Here is a 17,210-nt window from a genome sequence, read left to right as displayed (position 1 = left end):
CCCGCGGGAGGGGAAGTGCTGAACGTCCCCGTCCTGCCCCGCCTCCCGCCTCGTGGGGACGGATGGGAGGCGGGGCCTGTGCGTTCATGCCGGAGGGACAGCCATGAAGGACATGACCGAAGGCTACACCACCCCCGACGGCCGCAGGATCGGCGGCGTACTCATGGAGATGAAGAACATCACCCTGCGCTTCGGCGGCGTGAAGGCGATCACCGACATTTCCTTCGACATCCGCGAGGGCGAGATCCGCGCCATCATCGGGCCGAACGGGGCGGGCAAGTCTTCCATGCTCAACGTCATCTCGGGCTTCTATGTCCCGCAGGAGGGCGAGGTCTGGTTCAAGGGCTACCGGCGCGGCCCGATGCGGCCCTATCAGGTGGCCCGCCTCGGGATCGCCCGCACCTTCCAGAACATCGCGCTCTTCGACGGGATGTCCGTGCTCGACAACATCATGACGGGGCGGCTGACGCTGATGAAGTCGGGACTCCTGTCGCAGGCGATCTGGTGGGGCTCGGCCGAGCGCGAGGAAACGGCACATCGAGATAAGGTCGAGAAGATCATCGACTTCCTCGAAATCCAGAACATCCGGAAAACACCGGTCGGCCGCCTGCCCTACGGGTTGAAGAAGCGCGTGGAGCTTGCCCGCGCGCTGGCCGCCGAGCCGAGGCTCCTCCTTCTCGACGAGCCGATGGCCGGCATGAACGTCGAGGAGAAGGAGGACATGTCCCGCTTCATCCTCGACGTGAACGACGAGTTCGGCACCACCATCGTCCTCATCGAGCATGACATGGGCGTGGTGATGGACCTGTCCGACCGGGTCGTCGTGATGGACTACGGCAAGAAGATCGGCGACGGCACGCCGGACGAGGTGCGAAGCAACCCCGACGTTATCGCCGCATACCTGGGGGTCGCCCATGACTGACCGGACCGGAAAACGCCAGGGGAAGGATCGCCATGCCTGACCAGCTTCTCTACGCGATGGAGGCGGGGTTGAACGGCCTCATGGCGGGGGTGATGTATTCGCTCGTGGCGCTCGGCTTCGTCCTGATCTTCAAGGCGTCGGGCATCTTCAACTACGCGCAGGGGGTGCTCGCGCTCTTCGCCGCACTGACGCTGGTCGGGTTCCAGGACGGGCAGGTGCCCTTCGCGCATCTGATCAATGCCGTATTCGGCACCGAGTTGCACCACTTCGGCTGGCGCCTGCCGGCCATCGTCGCCATCGCGCTCGCCGCCGGGGTGATGGTCCTCCTCGCCATCGTCATCGAGCGCTATGTTCTCAAGCACCTCGTGAACCAGCCGCCGATCATCCTCTTCATGGCGACGATCGGGATGGCCTATTTCCTCGAGGGGCTCGGCGACATCATGTGGGGCGCCGACATCAAGACGCTCGACGTGGGCCTTCCGCAGGGTATCAACGAAACGGTGGAAAGCGTCACCGGAAGCCTTCTCGGCTACGGCTTCTTCGTCGACAACCTCGACATCGTGGCCTCGGTCGTCGCGGCGCTGCTGGTGATCTCGCTGACACTCTTCAGCCAGTATTCCAAGCAGGGCCGGGCACTCAGGGCGGTGGCCGACGACCATCAGGCGGCGCTCTCGGTCGGCATCTCGCTCCGCTTCATCTGGGTGCTGGTCTGGTCCATCGCGGGCTTCGTGGCGCTGGTCGCGGGCATCATGTGGGGTTCGAAATCCGGTGTCCAGTTCTCGCTCTCGCTGATCGCGCTCAAGGCGCTGCCGGTCCTCATGCTCGGCGGCTTCACCTCGATCCCAGGCGCCATCGTCGGCGGGCTCATCATCGGCATGGGCGAGAAGCTCTTCGAGTTCTTCATCGGCCCGATGATCGGCGGCGCCACGGAAAACTGGTTCGCCTATGTTCTCGCTCTTCTGTTCCTCGTGTTCCGGCCGCAGGGTCTCTTCGGTGAACGCATCATCGAAAGGGTCTGAGTCATGCCGAAACTGATCGCCATCCTGAACATCATCGCCTGGGCCGGCTTCTGGGCCTTCGGCTACATCGCGCTGACCGGAGTCCCGGCCGACGGTCCCCACGTCACCATCGCGCTCGTCCTCGCGGCCCTGGGAGGTGCGGTCGGCATCGTCGCCTGGCTCTGGCTCGTTCGCCATTCCGAGGCGACTGGCTACGCGAGGCGCTCCAACCAGGTTGCGCGCGAGCACCACCGCACGCCGGAGGGGCAGGCATGACCGCGCCGGCGCATCTTCGTTGCCGGAATACTCTCGAAGTCCGCGGGCGGAACCCCCGGCCTGACAGGAAAATGGAGGGCTGAGACGTGTTCTACCGCGAGGCCGGCGACTTCAAGACGCGCTATGTCGACGATGCACAGACTTTCCCCATCCGGTTCGACCGCTTGCGCTATTACGCCGTGGTCGCCGTGGCCTTCGGGGTCGTGCCGTTCCTGATCAACGACTACTGGGCGAACGCCGTCCTCGTGCCCTTCCTGATCTATGCGATCGCCGCGATCGGGCTCAACATCCTCACCGGTTACTGCGGTCAGGTCTCGCTCGGCACCGGCGGCTTCATGGCGGTGGGGGCCTATGCCTGCTACAAGCTGATGACAGCCTTCCCCGAGGTCTCGATCCTGATCCATGTGCTCCTCGCCGGCGGAATCACGGCCGCCGTGGGGGTCCTGTTCGGCCTGCCCTCGCTCCGGATCAAGGGCTTCTACCTCGCGGTCGCCACGCTCGCCGCGCAGTTCTTCCTTGTCTGGCTCTTCAACAAGGTGCCGTGGTTCTACAACTATTCCGCTTCGGGCCAGATCTCGGCGCCGGAGCGGACCTTTCTCGGCCATGCGGTGACGGGCGCGGGAACGACGGCGGCGGCGAAGTATCTCTTCTGCCTCATCATCCTCTTCGCGCTGGCCTGGCTCGCGCGGAACCTCACGCGCGGCACGGTGGGCAGGAAGTGGATGGCGATCCGCGACATGGACATCGCGGCGGAGATCATCGGGGTCAACCCGCTGACGACGAAGCTCACCGCCTTCGCGGTCTCGTCCTTCTACATCGGCGTGGCCGGTGCCCTCTTCTTCTCGGTCTATCTCGGCGCGGTCGAGGTGGGCGAGGCCTTCGGCATCCAGAAATCGTTCCTCGTCCTCTTCATGATCATCATCGGCGGCCTCGGCTCGATCTTCGGCAGTTTCGCGGGCGCGGCCTTCCTCGTCCTCCTGCCGGTGCTCTTGAAGAACATCCTCGTGGGCCAGTTCGGGTGGGCGACGGATCTTGCCGCGCATGTGGAGCTGATGATCGTCGGCGGGCTGATCGTGATCTTCCTCATCGCAGAGCCGCACGGGCTCGCCCAGCTCTGGCGACTGGCAAAGGAAAAACTCCGGCTCTGGCCCTTCCCGCACTAGGGGGCCGCCCAACCACAAGACCGGCATACCGGCCGGCGCCATATATTCGACAACCCTTGGGAGGAGACCCTGATGAGAAAGACCCTGACTGCGCTCGCCCTGGCCCTGGCCGCCGCGACGCCCGCGATGGCCGAGCTTGTGGTCCCGAACCTCAGCTACCGCACCGGGCCTTATGCGCCGGGCGGCATTCCCTATGCCGACGGATTCAACGACTACTTCACGCTCCTGAACGAGCGCGACGGCGGCATCGGCGGCGAGAAGGTCGTCACCCCGGAATGTGAGACCGCCTACAACACCGAGAAGGGGGTGGAGTGCTACGAGGCGACGAAGGGTTCGGGCGCGCTTGTCTACAACCCGCTCTCGACCGGGATCACCTACCAGCTCATCCCGAAGGTCAGCGCCGACAAGATCCCGCTCTACACCCCGGGTTACGGCCGCACCTCGGCCGCGAACGGGAAGGTCTTCGAGTGGGTGTTCAACTACCCTGCGAACTACTGGGATGCCGCCTCGGTGGCGATCAAGTATCTGCTCGACCAGAACGGCGGCGACCTGAACGGCAAGAAGATCGCGCTCGTCTATCACAACTCCGCCTACGGGAAGGAGCCGATCCGCACGCTGACCGAGCTTTCGAAGAAGCACGGCTACACCCTGATCGAGATTCCGGTCGACCATCCGGGCCAGGAGCAGAAGAGTCAGTGGCTGCAGATTCGCCGTGACAAGCCCGACTACGTTCTGATGTGGGGCTGGGGCGTGATGAACGCCGTGGCGATCCAGGAGGCGGCGAACATCAAGTATCCGATGGAGAACTTCATCGGCGTCTGGTGGTCGGGTTCGGAAAACGACGTGCTGCCTGCGGGCGACGGCGCCAACGGCTACAAGTCGCTCGCCATGCACGGCACCGGGATGGACTATCCGGTCTATGCCGACCTGAAGCAGTATGTCTACGACGCCGGCAAGGCGTCGGGCGCGGGCGATCAGGTGGGCTCGGTGCTCTACTCGCGCGGCATGTACGCAGCGCTCGTCATCTCCGAAGCGATCCGCAAGGCGCAGGAACTGGCCGGCACCTCCGCGATCAACGCGGTGCAGCTCCGCGACGGGTTCGAGCAGCTTGAGATCACGCAGGAACGCATGACCGAGCTCGGCCTGCCGAACTTCGGCCAGGCCTTCAAGGCGAGCTGCGAGGATCACGGTGGCCCGGGTGCAGCGCTGATCCAGCAGTGGGACGCGGCGGCGAAGAAATGGAGCCTCATCACGGACTTCATCGCGCCCGACGACGAGGTCCTGGTGCCGCTGGTGATGGAGGACTCGGCCGCCTTCGCCGCCGAAAATAACATCGCCGAACGCTGCAACTGACCGCCGCGAGACGGTCGTCCCGGGCCTGGCCCGGAATGTCTGACAGGGGCGCGGCGGATCATGCCGCCGCGCGCCACCACCGACGCCCCGGAACTGTCGGGGGCGCGCAAGTGCCGATGGAAAGGGCGACGCCATGCTCGATGCCGCAAAGACCGAGACCCTGCTCGAGGTCAACAACATCGAGGTGATCTATAACCATGTGATCCTTGTGCTAAAGGGTGTCAGCCTGAGCGTCCCGAAGGGCGGCATCACTGCCCTTCTGGGCGGCAACGGTGCGGGAAAGACCACCACGCTGAAGGCGATCTCCAACCTGCTCCATTCCGAGCGCGGCGAGGTAACCAAGGGCGCGATCCTCTACCGGGGCGAGCGGGTGCAGGATCTCGACCCGGCCCAGCTCGTGAAGTTGGGCGTGATCCAGGTGATGGAGGGGCGCCACTGCTTCGGCCACCTGACCGTGGAGGAAAACCTCCTCACCGGCGCCTACACCCGAGGCGACGGAAGGGCGGCGATCCAGAGCGACCTGGACATGGTCTACGGCTATTTCCCGCGCCTGAAGGAACGGCGGAAGAGCCAGGCCGGCTATACCTCGGGCGGCGAACAGCAGATGGTCGCGATCGGCCGCGCGCTGATGTCCCGACCCGAGACGGTCCTTCTCGACGAGCCCTCCATGGGCCTCGCCCCGCAACTGGTGGAGCAGATCTTCGAGATCGTGAAAGCGGTGAACGAGAAGGAGGGCGTGACCTTCCTTCTGGCCGAACAGAACACCAACGTGGCCCTGCGCTACGCCCATTACGGCTACATCCTGGAATCCGGACGCGTCGTCATGGACGGCCCGGCCGCCGACCTCCGCGAGAATCCGGACGTGAAGGAATTCTACCTCGGCATGTCCGACGAAGGCCGGAAGTCATTCCGGGATGTTCGCTCCTACCGGCGCCGCAAACGCTGGCTTTCCTGATGAGGGATACGATCGTGACCCATTACGACGCGCTCGAGACACGCTCGGCCGATGAACGGGCCGCCGCGCAGCTTGCCGCGCTGAACGCCCGGCTCGCGCAGAACGGCCTTGCCCCCGTCGGAGCGCTTTCCGACCTCGCCCGGTTGCCTGTCCTGAGGAAGTCCGAGCTTTCCGCCCGGCAGAAGGCCCGCCCACCCTTCGGTGGGCTGCCGGTCGCCAATGCCGCCCATGTCTTCCAGTCGCCGGGGCCGATCTACGAACCGGGCGGGGTAAGTCATGACTGGTGGCGGATGGGCCGGTTCCTCCATGCCTGCGGCATCGGGCCGGGCGACGTCGTGCAGAATTGCTTCGGCTATCACCTGACGCCCGCCGGCATGATCTTCGAGAGCGGCGCGCGGGCCGTGGGCGCGGCAGTCCTGCCCGCCGGCACCGGCCAGACCGACCTTCAGGTCCGCGCCGCCGCCGACATCGGCACCACCGCCTATGCCGGCACGCCGGACTACCTCAAGGTCATCCTCGACCGGGCCGCGGAAATGGGCGAGCGGTTGAAGATCACCCGCGCTGCCGTGGGGGGTGGGGCGCTCTTCCCGTCGCTGCGCAAGGAATACGCCGACCGCGGCATCGCCTGCCTGCAATGCTACGCGACCGCGGACCTCGGCAACATCGCCTACGAAAGCGCGGCGCAGGAGGGGATGATCGTGGACGAGGGCGTGATCGTGGAGATCGTGCGCCCCGGCACCGGCGACCCGGTGCCGGATGGCGAGGTTGGCGAGGTCGTGGTGACGACGCTCAACCCCGACTATCCGCTGATCCGCTTCGCCACCGGCGATCTCTCGGCGGTGATGCCCGGGCAGAGTCCCTGCGGTCGTACCAACCTGCGCATCCGGGGCTGGATGGGCCGGGCGGACCAGACGACAAAGATCAAGGGCATGTTCGTCCGGCCCGAGCAGGTGGCCGAGTTCGTCGGCCGCCACCCGGAGATTTCGCGCGCCCGCGTCGTCGCCACGCGCGAGGGCGAGACGGACGCGATGACGGTACAGGTCGAAAGCGCCGGCGGGGACGCAACTGCCTACCAGAAATCCGTGATGGACGTGCTGAAGCTGCGCGGCCGGATCGAGATCGTGCCGAAGGGCGCCCTGCCCAACGACGGCAAGGTGATCGAGGATCGGCGGCGCTACGACTGATGGGCGAAACCCCGCCGGGCCGGAACCGGGCGTGATCGAATAACGTTGTCTCCGACGCTAGTGTGGCCGCACCAAAGCCCGGAGGTCGTCATGAATCCCCACGTCGCCCGTCTCGCCGCCCTGATCTGCCTTGCCGGCCCGGCCACGGCGCAGGATGCCGCCCTGATCATCGGCAACGAGAACTACCGCGCGGGCGCGGACATCTCGGCCGCGGACGATGCGCTCGATGCCGCGCGGCCGCTGGAGCGTGCCGGATTCGTCATCCGCAGAGGCGCCGACCTCGGCGACGGCGAGATGCAGGCGCTCCTCGCCGAGCACTATGCCGATACCGTCCGGCCCGGTCGCAGCGTCATCCTGCTCGCCGGCCATTTCGTCCATGCGGCAGGCGAAACCTGGCTTCTCGGCACCGCGGCCCAGGCGCCGACGGTGGCCACGGTCGACGGAATGGCCCTTCCGCTGTCGCAGGTACTCGCCATTGCGGCGGAACGGCCGGGCGGTGCGCTGGTCCTGCTCGGAACCGAGGAGCGCGACTTCGACCTTGGCCGCGGGCTTGCGCCCGGGATCGGCGCGGTGGAGGTGCCACAGGGCGTGACGCTCATGGCCGGCGATGCCGAAACGGTCGCGGCTTTCGCTGCCATGCTCCCGGACAGGAGGGGCGCGACCCTGGCCGAGATTTCGGCGGCGGCAGAGGGCCTGACGGTGACGGGCTTCCGCGGGGGTTACGAGGCATTCCTTTCCGCCACCGCAGGTGCTCCCGCGCCCGCCCTTGACGCCGAGGCGGCGTTCTGGAGGGCGACGTCAGCGATCGCGTCCCGCGCGGCCTACCAGGCCTATCTCGACCGCTACCCCACCGGCGCCCATGCCGCCGACGCCCGCGCGGCGATGGCGGCGCTGGGCGATCCCGTGGCGCAGGCGCGGGCGACCGAGGAGGCGCTGGCGCTGACCCGCGAGGAGCGGCGTCAGATTCAGCGGGACCTCTCGATCCTCGACATCGACCCGAAGGGAATCGACGGCCTTTTCGGTGCCGGGTCGCGCAACGCCATCGCCGCCTGGCAGAAGCGCAACGGCGAGGCAGCGACAGGTTTCCTGACCGCCGCGCAAGTCTCCACGCTTGGCGCCCAAGCCGCCCGCCGCGCGGCGGAGCTGGAGGCCGAGGCCGCCGCGCGCAAGGCGGAGCAGGACCGCCAGGACAGGCTCTACTGGGACCAGACCGGCGCGGCGGGCGACGAGGCGGGCTTGCGCGCCTATCTCAAGCGCTATCCTGACGGTCTCTTTGCCGAACTGGCGCAGGAGCGGCTCGCCGTGTTCGAGGACGCGCGCCGGGAGGAGGCCGCAGCGGCGGATCGCGCCGCCTGGGACGCGGCGGTGAAGGCCGGCACGCTCAAGTCCTATCAGGACTACCTCGCTGCCTACCCGAAGGGCGCCTTCGTCGAGGAGGCGCGCCAGAAAGTCGCCGAGTTGAGCGTGACCCCCGACGAGGCCGCCGCGCTGAAGCGCGCCGAGGCACAGGAGGCCGCGCTGAACCTCAGCCCGATGATGCGTTCGCTCGTCGAACAGCGGCTCGCCGCACTTGGGCTGAAGCCGGGGCCGACGGACGGCACGTTCGACGCCGACACCCGCCGGGCGCTGCGCCGATACCAGCAGGCGCGGGGACTTCCGGTCACAGGCTACGTCAACCAGCAGACCGTAGCGCGGCTCCTGGTGGATTCGCTCTGACTGGCTGTCCGCGCGCCCAAAGCGAAGGGCCGCCGGTTTCCCGGCGGCCCTGCCACGGCGCCTTCCGGCGCGGTTCAGCCCTGACGGGCCTTGTAGCGTTTCTGCGTCTTGTTGATCACATAGACGCGGCCCTTGCGGCGCACGATCTGACAGTCGCGATGGCGCAACTTCAGCGAGCGGAGCGAGTTCCTGACCTTCATCGGTCTTCTCCTAGTCGCGGCGCGCGTCGCGCCATTAAGAACGAATACCCCCGATTCGGGGGCGAATGGTGGGCGGTACTGGGATCGAACCAGTGGCCACTACGATGTCAACGTAGTGCTCTACCGCTGAGCTAACCGCCCGTTCCGTCAACGATTCCGCCGCCCCAAAACAATTGGGACGCAGCCGGCGCCGCGTCGGTCCCGGGGTCTATAAAAGGAGTCGCAAAGGCTTGCAAGGGGTTTCGACCCCGCCGATATTGCCGGAATAGCCCCGCGCTTGCCGAGGAGGTCGGATGCGCCCCGCGCCCTATCAGCTGACGATGCCGGAACGGCGCCTGACCGGCGTCGTATTCGCCTCGCCGCACTCGGGCCGGGATTATCCCGCGGGGTTCCTCCGCGCCTCGGTACTCGATGAACGCACGATCCGTTCGTCCGAGGACGCGTTCGTCGACACGCTCCTCGACGGGGTTCCCGTGCTTGGCGCGCCGCTCCTGGCAGCGACGGCGCCGCGGGCCTGGCTCGACCTAAACCGCGCGGCGGACGAACTCGACCCGGCGCTGGTCGAGGGCGTCAGGCTTGCCGCGCACAATCCGCGCGTCGCCTCCGGTCTCGGGGTCATCCCGCGCGTGGTCGCCGGCGGACGCTCGATCTATCGCGGCAAGATATCGCGCGATGAGGCCGAGTCGCGCATTGACGGCTTCTGGCGCCCCTACCATGACTGTCTGCGCGGGCTCATGGAAACCGCGCGGGCGGCATATGGCGAGGCGATGCTGATCGACGTCCATTCCATGCCGCACGAGGCGATGGACAGTATCGGAAGCTCGGGGCTGCGCCGGCCGGACGTGGTGCTCGGTGACCGGTTCGGCACCTCCGCCTCCGGCCAGGTCATGGAACGGGTGGAGGCCGCCTTCGCCCGCGCCGGCCTCCGGACGATGCGCAACACGCCCTTCGCCGGCGCCTATATCGCCCAGACCTATGGCCAGCCGGCGCGCGGATTCCACGCGATCCAGGTGGAGATCGACCGCTCGCTCTACATGAACGAGCGCGAGATCCGGCCGAATGGCAATTTCATGAGCTTCCGCCGCACGCTCCAGACCGTCCTGGCCGAGATCTCCACGATCGGGCGGGGAGAGATGCCGCTGGCGGCGGAATAGTCACCGCAAGCTGCGCCCCTTGACAATGGCATCGGGCCCGAAGCGGGCCCGGATCGCATCCGTCGCCCGCTCCGCCCCGGCCCGCCGCGCGGCGCCGGGGTCGAGGAGGTCGGGGGTGAGGTCGGCGGACGCATCGGACACGATGTCGGACAGGCCGACGCCGATGAGCCGGAAGGGTCCCGGATCGGCGACGTGGGCCAGCAGCTCCGACGTCGCTTGATAGAGACGGTCGGCCATCTGCGTCGGCTCGCGCAGGGAGTGCCGCCGGGTGATCGTCGCGAAGTCCGCGCACTTCAGCTTCAGCGTCACGGTGCGGCCGGCGAGACCCTTCGCCTTCGCGCGATCCGTCACCCTCTCGGCCAGCCGCCAGACATGGCCGTCCAGAAGCGCGCGGTCGGCCGTATCCTCGTCGAACGTCGTCTCGGCCGAGATCGACTTCATCGGTTCGTTGGGGTTCACCCGGCGCTGGTCCTCGCCCCGGGCGAGGTGCCAGAGCCGGTCGCCGATCTGGCCGAAGCGGTGGATGAGGTCCTTGCGCTCCCACCGGGCGAGATCGTCGAAGCTGCGGATGCCGGCGGCCTCCAGCGCCGCCTGCCCGGCCGCCCCGACGCCCCAGATCATCCTGACCGGCTTGCCCGTCAGGAAAGCCGCCGTATCGCCCCGCCCGATTACAGAGAAGCCGCGCGGCTTGTCGAGGTCGGAGGCGATCTTGGCGAGGAACTTGTTGTGCGACAGGCCGACCGAGCCCGTGAGCCCCAGCTCAGTCTCCATCCGATTGAGGAGCCGCGCGAGAAGTACCGCGGGCGGCGCCCGGTGCAGACGCTCGGTGCCGGAGAGGTCGAGGAACGCCTCGTCGAGCGACAGGGGTTCGATGACCGGGGTGAGTTCATCCATCATCGCCCGGATCTGCCGCGAGACAGCCGCGTAATGCGCCCCCCGCGGCTTCACCACCACTGCCTCGGGGCAGAGCTTCAGCGCCTGGAACATCGGCATGGCCGAGCGCACTCCCTTGATCCGGGCGAGGTAGCAACAGGTCGAGACGACGCCCCGCCGCGCCCCGCCGACGATCACCGGAACCGCCCTGAGCGCGGGGTCGTCGCGCTTTTCCACGCTCGCGTAGAAGGCGTCGCAGTCCATGTGTGCGATGGCGAGCGTAAAAAGCTCCGGATGGCTGACGACGCGCGGTGACCTGCAGGCCGGGCAACGGTTGCCGGTGTCGAATGTGGTCAGGCAATCGCGGCAGAGGGCGGGCATGGTGCGAGGATAGCCGGTTGCAGCTTCGCGCGAAACGGGGCGCTCGCGTGCCGTCAGGATGCCGATCGCCGGCGCAACCAGAGGAGCGCCAGGGCGATGCCGAGGATCGCCAGCACCAGCCATTTCACGAGCGTCAATCCGCTCGCGGCGCGCGCCGCGATATCCGGGAAGTCGCCGCCCGGTCGCTCCAGCATCAGGCGGACGACGGCGTTTTCGAGATAGTCGATGCCGGCATAGATGACCGCCATCTTGCCCAGCCGCCGGGCGCCCCGCTCCGGTGCCCAGCGTGCCGCGGCTTCCCGGATCAGCAGGCAGAGGGCGGCCGGAAACACGAGGTCGAGCGGCTGCACGATCCAGAGGTAACGCCAGATCGCCGGGCCGATGGCTTGCAGATAGGCGCGCGCCTCGGCCGGGGAATAGGGCACGATCTGCGCGTCGAAGCTGCACAGGCGCCAGACTCCTCCGCAAGCCATGGGGCTGGCGAGCGCCATCGCGGCAAAGAGGACCGCCGTCGCGAGGGTCAGTGCACGGAACCCCGCGTCGGTCACCGCTTCGCCCGCGCGATCGGCGCGCCGAGGCCGGTCATCAGGCTCTCGAACGCCGGGAAGGACGTGGCGATAGGCGAACCATCGTCGACGCTCACCGGGCGTTTCGCCGCGAGCCCGAGGATGAGGAAGGACATGGCGATGCGGTGGTCGAGGTGGGTCCTAACCGTCGCCCCCCCGGGGACGCCGCCCGGCCCCATGCCATGGACTATCAGCACGTCCTCCTGCTCCTCGACACGTACGCCGCAGGCCTCGAGCCCGCGCGCCATCGCGTCGATCCGGTCACTTTCCTTGACACGCAGTTCCTTGACCCCGCGCATCACCGTCCGCCCTTCGGCAAAGGAGGCGACGGCGGCAAGGATCGGGTACTCGTCGATCATCGAAGCGGCCCGCGCCTCGGGCACCTTGATACCCTTGAGTGCCGAGGCGCGCACCCTGAGGTCCGCCACCGGCTCGCCGCCTTCCTCGCGCAGGTTCAGGAACTCGATGTCGGCCCCCATTTCCACGAGCGTGGTGTAGAGCCCGTTCCGCGTCGGGTTCTGGCTGACGCCGGGGACGAGGATGTCTGAGTCCTCGACGATCAGCGCCGCGCAGACCGGAAAGGCGGCCGACGACGGGTCGCGCGGAACGGCGACCGTCTGGGGGCGAAGCTCCGGCTGGCCGGTCAGCGTGATCACCCGGCCCTCGGCGGTCTTCTCCACCATCAGATCGGCGCCGAAGCCCCGCAGCATCCGTTCCGAATGGTCGCGCGTCGGCTCCTTCTCGATCACCACCGTCTGGCCGGGCGCGTTCAGTCCCGCGAGCAGGACGGCCGACTTTACCTGCGCCGAGGGCACCGGAACCACGTAGCGCACAGGCACGGGGTCGGCCGCGCCCACCACCGTCATCGGCAGGCGCCCCCCCTGCCGCCCGAAGGCGTGCGCGCCGAAGAGCGTGAGGGGGTCGGTCACGCGCCCCATCGGCCGCTTGCGAAGCGAGGCGTCGCCGGTGAAGGTCGCGGTGATCGGGCTCGTCGCCATCGTCCCCATGATGAGCCGGACCCCGGTGCCGGAATTGCCGCAGTCGATGACATCCTCGGGCTCGGCGAAACCGCCGACACCGACGCCATGTACCGACCAGCGGCCGGCCCCGTGACGAGTCACCTCCGCGCCGAAGGCCCGCATCGCCTTGGCCGTATCAAGCACGTCCTGCCCTTCCAGGAGCCCGGTGACCTTCGTTTCGCCGACCGCCATCGCGCCAAGGATCAGGGCCCGGTGCGAGATCGACTTGTCGCCCGGCACCTCGGCCGTTCCCCTGAGCGGCCCCGACCGTGTGGCGGTCATCGGAATGGGCTCACCATGGCCGGACATGCGTTTCTCCCTTGCGCGAAATCGTCCCGCTGATAGCGCAAGCCCCCTGGCCGGTCCATGCCCCGCCGTTCATTGTGGAAAATATACTCCCGCCGGAGGCTTCCGCCGTCAAAGCCTGCGGAAGGTCAGGTAATGCGGCTCGCGGCCTTCGCGCAGCGCCTTCTGCTCATAGCGGGTGGAGAGCCAGTCCTTCCACGGTGCGCTGCTCTCGGACACCAGCGCAAAGCCCGCCCCTGGCACCTCCTCCAGTGCCTGCCGGACATAGTCGGCAATGTCGGTGGCCATCCGGAACTCCGCGCCCCGCCGCATCACTCGGGCGAGCGGCAGCAGGTGATCGGGCGTGACGAAGCGGCGCCGGTGGTGGCGTCGCTTCGGCCAGGGGTCCGGGTAGTTGAGGAATGCCTTCGCGACCGACGCCGCCGGCAGCACCTCCATCAGGTCGCGCGCATCGCCCGGATGGACGGCGAGATTGCCGGCGCCTGCGGCGCGGATCTTGCCGAGAAGCATCGCCACGCCGTTGATGTAGGGCTCCGCCCCGATGATGCCGACCTCCGGGTACCGCGCCGCCATGTGGACGAGGTGTTCGCCCCCGCCGAAGCCGATTTCCAGCCAGACCGGGCGGGCATCGCCGAAGATCGTCCCGGGGTCGATCGGCTGCCGGCCGGGGTTCTCGTCGCGGCTGACGCCGCGGGGCCGTAGCGCGCCGAGATCCTCGGCAAGGTAGGCCTTCTGGCTGGCGCGCATCGTCTTGCCGCGGATGCGGCCGTAGAAGTTGCGCCACTCGGTCTTGTCGGTCTTGTCGTTCATCTTGGTCCGGGCCGGTCGCTTGCCGGCTGCGTCGTCTATCCAGGCACGTTCGCCGCGGTCAAGCCCGCCGGATCGTCGCTCCGCGGTCATGGCCTGAGCACACCCGCCTCTTCCAGCTGCGCCCGGCCGGGATACCACATCGAATCGCGGGGCGCGTGCATTTCGATGGCAAAGCCGGGGTCCACCCCGCGCGAGACGACGTAGGAAAGCGCCTCGTAGATCTCGGCCTGGGTGTCCTCGTAGATCCACGATCCGAAGTCGAACGGGCTCGCCCAGTGTTCCTCTGCCTTGTTCCGCTCGTAGTAGTTCTGCACGTCCTCGGGCGCCCACCAGCGGGAATGGAGCCCGATCCTGGACCCGCGCGTCATCGTCCGCGCCTTGCCGCCGAGAAAGACCGTGACGCAGGAGGAGGAACATTCGCCGTCCACCTCGGTGTCGAGGTCGAAGTCGGTGACGATCCGGGCCATGTCCTCCGCCGCCCAGATGCTGCCGCCGGCGCTGTTGAGCCGCAACCTCGTTGTCCCGGGGCTCGCGCGCAGGGCCGATCTCAGGCCCTCGATGTCGTCCGGCTCGATCTCACCCTTCTCGCCCGCAGCCTCGGTGTCATAGACGAGGACCGTGCCCTCGGCGCGGAACTTGGACGCGACGGGCGTCGCTGTTTCGCCGGCAGAGGGTGCCGCCGCCACAAGCGCCAGCAGCATCGCAAGGATGAGGGTCCGCATCGCACCTCCGCAAGGGTCATCCGCGACGGGGGAAGGACCCGCGCCGGTTGCGGCGGTCCGTCAGACCGCCTTCTTCAGCGCTTCGACGAGATCTGTCTTTTCCCAGCTGAACCCGCCATCCGCATCGGGTTTGCGCCCGAAGTGGCCGTAGGCGGCAGTGCGCTGGTAGATCGGCTTGTTGAGGCCGAGATGGGTGCGAATCCCGCGTGGCGTCAGGTCCATGACCTTGCCGACGGCCTTCTCGATAGCCGCCTCGTCGACGATGCCCGTGCCATGCGTATCGACATAGATCGACAGCGGCTTCGCCACGCCGATGGCGTAGGAAAGCTGCAGCGTGCAGCGCCGGGCAAGCCCCGCCGCCACCACGTTCTTGGCGAGATAGCGCGCGGCATAGGCGGCCGAGCGGTCCACCTTGGTCGGGTCCTTGCCCGAGAAGGCGCCGCCGCCATGCGGGGCCGCGCCGCCGTAGGTGTCGACGATGATCTTGCGCCCGGTCAGCCCGGCGTCGCCGTCGGGGCCGCCGATCACGAACTTGCCCGTCGGGTTCACGTGCCATTCGGTATTGCCGGTCAGCCAGCCCTGCGGCAGGACCTCGCGGATATACGGCTCCACGATGGCGCGGACGTCGGCGGAGGACAGCGTGGGGTCAAGGTGCTGGGTCGAGAGCACCAGCGAGGTTACCCCGACCGGCTTGCCGCCCTCGTAGCGGATCGAAAGCTGCGATTTGGCATCGGGGCCAAGCTTCGGCTCGATGTGGTTCTTCCGTACCTCGGAGAGCCGACGCAGGATCGCGTGCGCGTACTGGATCGGCGCCGGCATCAGTTCGGGGGTCTCGTCCACCGCATAGCCGAACATGATCCCCTGGTCGCCCGCACCTTCGTCCTTCTCGCCCGAGGCGTCCACGCCCTGGGCGATGTCGGCCGACTGTGCGTGCAGGTAACTGTCGACCTTCAGGTTGGCCCAGTGGAATCCCTCCTGCTCGTAGCCGATGTCCTTGACGCAGCTGCGCACAATTTCCTCGACGCGGGCAATGACGCTGCCCGGACCGCGCACCTCGCCGCCGACGACGACGCGGTCGGTCGTCGCGAAGGTCTCGCAGGCAACGCGGGAATGGGGGTCCTCGGTAAGGAAGGCATCGAGGACGGCATCGGAAATGCGGTCGCACACCTTGTCGGGGTGCCCTTCCGAAACGCTTTCGGAGGTGAAGACGTAATTCTGGCGGGACATGAAAATGCTCCATTGGGGTGATCCCCGCCACGCCAGGAAGCCGTTGTGGCGGTTCGACGGCCCTGCCTAGCCGCGCGCGGGGATGCGGTCAATGCGATTGTAGCCTGCGCCAGAGCACCAGAGCCAATATCGCCGCGAGGACGGCGATTGTCGCCGGGAGGTCGCCTGTTCTGGCATAAAACGTGGGAGGGAGAGCTGGCGGCACGTCGGCGTCGAACCAGCCCTGCGCGCCGAGTGGCAACGACCGCAGGATGCGGCCCTTCGCGTCGATCACCGCCGTCACGCCGGTATTCGCAGCCCTGAGCACCGGCAATCCCTGTTCGACGGCCCGCAGCCGCGCTTGCGCGAGGTGCTGGTAGGGTCCGGCGATCCTGCCGAACCAGCCGTCGTTGGTGATCTGCAACACCCAGTCGGCGCGTTCCGGCGCGGCATTCAGGTCCTGCGGGAAGACCGCCTCGTAGCAGATGAGGGGCAGCACCTTCCCCGCCGGCCCGAGGTCGAGCACCCGGGCTCCGGGACCGGCCGTGTAGCCGTAGCCCTCCTGCGCGGCGAAGGCGGCAAGCCCGAAGCGGGCGGCGATCTCGGCCATTGGGACGTACTCGCCGAAGGGGACGAGGTGCCACTTGTCGTAGGTCGCGGCGACCGCTCCCCGGGGGTCGATCACCGCGAGGCTGTTGAAATAGCGTGTCCCCTCGGCCCGCTGGATGCCAGTGGCGACGGGCACACCCTGCGCCGCGACGGCAAGCTCGCCGGACAGGAAGGCGCGCGAGCGTTCGAGGAGGAACGGCACGGCGGTTTCCGGCCAGACTATGAGGTCGAGAGGCTTCTCGGCCGGTTCTGCGCTGGCGATCAGCAGCCGGTCGAGGAACACCTGCCACATGTCGCCCCGCCACTTCAGCCGCTGGTCGGCGTCGGGCTGGACGAGACGCACGCGGATGGCCGGTTCGCGCGCCGGATCGGGCGTGGCGAGCCGCGCCGCCCCCGCGACCCAGAAAGCGCCGAGCATCAGGGCCGAGAGCGCGGCGAGCGCCGCGCGCCGCCAGAGGCTCCGGCCAAGGAAGGGTAGCGCCAATGCCAGCGCCGTCAGCGCCGTCAGTCCCACGGGTCCGACCCATGCCGCCGCCTGCATGACCGGCGTGCCGATCCAGATGTGACCGATGAGCGCCCACGGGAACCCGGTGAAGACGTAGCCGCGCAGGAGGTCGGAGGCGGCAAGTCCCGCCGCAAAGCCGAGCGCACGGGCGGCATCGGTGCGACCCATACCCGCGATGCCGCCCGCCAGAGCCCAGAACGCCCCCATCCCGGCGGCCATAAGGAAAAGCGCGAAGGGCGCCATCCAGCCGTGGCGTCCGATCTCGATCAGGAACGGCTCCACGATCCAGAAG

Annotated in this window: 17 protein-coding genes, 1 tRNA gene and 1 riboswitch; of the genes, 9 read left to right on the top strand and 9 right to left on the bottom strand. The window is 67.9% G+C overall.

The genetic code is table 11. The features are described 5' to 3' along the window. Positions 1-103 precede the first annotated feature (103 nt). From F9K34_RS11080 to F9K34_RS11045, 8 genes are all read left to right on the top strand, one after another. Positions 104-922, top strand: a complete 819-nt coding sequence (locus F9K34_RS11080; protein ID WP_291337027.1) for an ABC transporter ATP-binding protein — start codon at positions 104-106, stop codon at positions 920-922. A gap of 32 nt (positions 923-954) precedes the next feature. Then, the gene (locus F9K34_RS11075; RefSeq protein WP_291337026.1) at positions 955-1,941 is read left to right on the top strand and encodes a branched-chain amino acid ABC transporter permease; all 987 of its coding nucleotides are present in this window, start codon (positions 955-957) and stop codon (positions 1,939-1,941) included. A gap of 3 nt (positions 1,942-1,944) precedes the next feature. Then, a complete protein-coding gene (locus F9K34_RS11070) occupies positions 1,945-2,196 on the top strand; it encodes a hypothetical protein (protein ID WP_291337025.1) in 252 nt (83 codons plus the stop codon). An 86-nt stretch (positions 2,197-2,282) separates the two neighbouring features. Then, complete coding sequence (locus tag F9K34_RS11065) at positions 2,283-3,359, top strand: branched-chain amino acid ABC transporter permease (protein ID WP_291337024.1); 1,077 nt, start codon at positions 2,283-2,285, stop codon at positions 3,357-3,359. A gap of 72 nt (positions 3,360-3,431) precedes the next feature. After that, positions 3,432-4,712, top strand: coding sequence for an ABC transporter substrate-binding protein (locus F9K34_RS11060; RefSeq protein ID WP_291337023.1), 1,281 nt, complete (start codon positions 3,432-3,434; stop codon positions 4,710-4,712). A gap of 133 nt (positions 4,713-4,845) precedes the next feature. Further along, complete coding sequence (locus F9K34_RS11055; RefSeq protein WP_291337022.1) at positions 4,846-5,667, top strand: ABC transporter ATP-binding protein; 822 nt, start codon at positions 4,846-4,848, stop codon at positions 5,665-5,667. Between the two features lie 14 nt (positions 5,668-5,681). Next, complete coding sequence (locus F9K34_RS11050) at positions 5,682-6,851, top strand: phenylacetate--CoA ligase family protein (RefSeq protein WP_291337021.1); 1,170 nt, start codon at positions 5,682-5,684, stop codon at positions 6,849-6,851. A gap of 90 nt (positions 6,852-6,941) precedes the next feature. Further along, entirely contained in the window at positions 6,942-8,567 is a 1,626-nt protein-coding gene (locus F9K34_RS11045) for a peptidoglycan-binding domain-containing protein (RefSeq protein WP_291337020.1), read from the top strand. A gap of 74 nt (positions 8,568-8,641) precedes the next feature. Here the strand turns inward: F9K34_RS11045 and ykgO are convergent, their stop codons facing one another. Further along, positions 8,642-8,767 carry a type B 50S ribosomal protein L36 gene (ykgO, locus tag F9K34_RS11040; RefSeq protein WP_036635318.1) on the bottom strand — a complete coding sequence of 42 codons (126 nt, stop codon included), beginning with the start codon at positions 8,765-8,767 and terminating at the stop codon, positions 8,642-8,644. Positions 8,768-8,833: 66 nt separating this feature from the next. Then, positions 8,834-8,908: transfer RNA gene (locus F9K34_RS11035), tRNA-Val, on the bottom strand. A 152-nt stretch (positions 8,909-9,060) separates the two neighbouring features. Between F9K34_RS11035 and F9K34_RS11030 the strand changes: the two genes are divergently transcribed. Next, positions 9,061-9,921, top strand: a complete 861-nt coding sequence (locus F9K34_RS11030) for an N-formylglutamate amidohydrolase (RefSeq protein WP_291337019.1) — start codon at positions 9,061-9,063, stop codon at positions 9,919-9,921. Here the strand turns inward: F9K34_RS11030 and F9K34_RS11025 are convergent, their stop codons facing one another. The 7 genes from F9K34_RS11025 to lnt all read right to left on the bottom strand — a co-directional run. Further along, positions 9,922-11,175: a DNA polymerase IV gene (locus tag F9K34_RS11025; RefSeq protein ID WP_291337018.1), complete on the bottom strand. Its 1,254-nt coding sequence runs from the start codon at positions 11,173-11,175 to the stop codon at positions 9,922-9,924. Positions 11,176-11,228: 53 nt separating this feature from the next. Continuing rightward, positions 11,229-11,723 (bottom strand): hypothetical protein, encoded by a 495-nt coding sequence (locus tag F9K34_RS11020; protein ID WP_291337017.1) that lies wholly within the window; start codon positions 11,721-11,723, stop codon positions 11,229-11,231. Next, the gene (gene aroA / locus F9K34_RS11015) at positions 11,720-13,069 is read right to left on the bottom strand and encodes a 3-phosphoshikimate 1-carboxyvinyltransferase (protein WP_291337016.1); all 1,350 of its coding nucleotides are present in this window, start codon (positions 13,067-13,069) and stop codon (positions 11,720-11,722) included. The genes F9K34_RS11020 and aroA overlap by 4 nt, the downstream gene beginning before the upstream one ends. A gap of 108 nt (positions 13,070-13,177) precedes the next feature. Then, positions 13,178-13,876, bottom strand: coding sequence for a tRNA (guanine(46)-N(7))-methyltransferase TrmB (trmB, locus tag F9K34_RS11010; protein ID WP_291337015.1), 699 nt, complete (start codon positions 13,874-13,876; stop codon positions 13,178-13,180). 86 nt (positions 13,877-13,962) lie between these two features. Then, a complete protein-coding gene (locus F9K34_RS11005; RefSeq protein WP_291337014.1) occupies positions 13,963-14,598 on the bottom strand; it encodes a hypothetical protein in 636 nt (211 codons plus the stop codon). Positions 14,599-14,658: 60 nt separating this feature from the next. Beyond that, a complete protein-coding gene (gene metK, locus F9K34_RS11000) occupies positions 14,659-15,825 on the bottom strand; it encodes a methionine adenosyltransferase (RefSeq protein WP_291337013.1) in 1,167 nt (388 codons plus the stop codon). Between the two features lie 5 nt (positions 15,826-15,830). After that, positions 15,831-15,880, bottom strand: a riboswitch (SAM-SAH riboswitch). Between the two features lie 33 nt (positions 15,881-15,913). Next, a partial coding sequence (lnt, locus tag F9K34_RS10995) for an apolipoprotein N-acyltransferase (protein WP_291337012.1) occupies positions 15,914-17,210 on the bottom strand: 1,297 nt, incomplete at its 5' end.

Origin of the sequence: Albidovulum sp., assembly GCF_008933605.1 — a bacterium.
In the GTDB taxonomy this organism is placed as follows: domain Bacteria; phylum Pseudomonadota; class Alphaproteobacteria; order Rhodobacterales; family Rhodobacteraceae; genus Albidovulum.
The sequence above is the reverse complement of the archived record's forward strand: the minus strand, read 5'-3'. Positions and strand labels throughout refer to the sequence as shown.

Excerpts from the sequence above, each read along its gene's own strand:
- F9K34_RS11080 (WP_291337027.1), top strand. The coding sequence starts at position 104 with ATGAAGGACATGACCGAAGGCTACACCACCCCCGACGGCCGCAGGATC.
- F9K34_RS11075 (WP_291337026.1), top strand. The coding sequence starts at position 955 with ATGCCTGACCAGCTTCTCTACGCGATGGAGGCGGGGTTGAACGGCCTC.
- F9K34_RS11070 (WP_291337025.1), top strand. The coding sequence starts at position 1,945 with ATGCCGAAACTGATCGCCATCCTGAACATCATCGCCTGGGCCGGCTTC.
- F9K34_RS11060 (WP_291337023.1), top strand. The coding sequence starts at position 3,432 with ATGAGAAAGACCCTGACTGCGCTCGCCCTGGCCCTGGCCGCCGCGACG.
- F9K34_RS11055 (WP_291337022.1), top strand. The coding sequence starts at position 4,846 with ATGCTCGATGCCGCAAAGACCGAGACCCTGCTCGAGGTCAACAACATC.
- F9K34_RS11045 (WP_291337020.1), top strand. The coding sequence starts at position 6,942 with ATGAATCCCCACGTCGCCCGTCTCGCCGCCCTGATCTGCCTTGCCGGC.
- ykgO (WP_036635318.1), bottom strand. The coding sequence starts at position 8,767 with ATGAAGGTCAGGAACTCGCTCCGCTCGCTGAAGTTGCGCCATCGCGAC.
- F9K34_RS11030 (WP_291337019.1), top strand. The coding sequence starts at position 9,061 with ATGCGCCCCGCGCCCTATCAGCTGACGATGCCGGAACGGCGCCTGACC.
- F9K34_RS11025 (WP_291337018.1), bottom strand. The coding sequence starts at position 11,175 with ATGCCCGCCCTCTGCCGCGATTGCCTGACCACATTCGACACCGGCAAC.
- aroA (WP_291337016.1), bottom strand. The coding sequence starts at position 13,069 with ATGTCCGGCCATGGTGAGCCCATTCCGATGACCGCCACACGGTCGGGG.
- trmB (WP_291337015.1), bottom strand. The coding sequence starts at position 13,876 with ATGAACGACAAGACCGACAAGACCGAGTGGCGCAACTTCTACGGCCGC.
- F9K34_RS11005 (WP_291337014.1), bottom strand. The coding sequence starts at position 14,598 with ATGCGGACCCTCATCCTTGCGATGCTGCTGGCGCTTGTGGCGGCGGCA.
- metK (WP_291337013.1), bottom strand. The coding sequence starts at position 15,825 with ATGTCCCGCCAGAATTACGTCTTCACCTCCGAAAGCGTTTCGGAAGGG.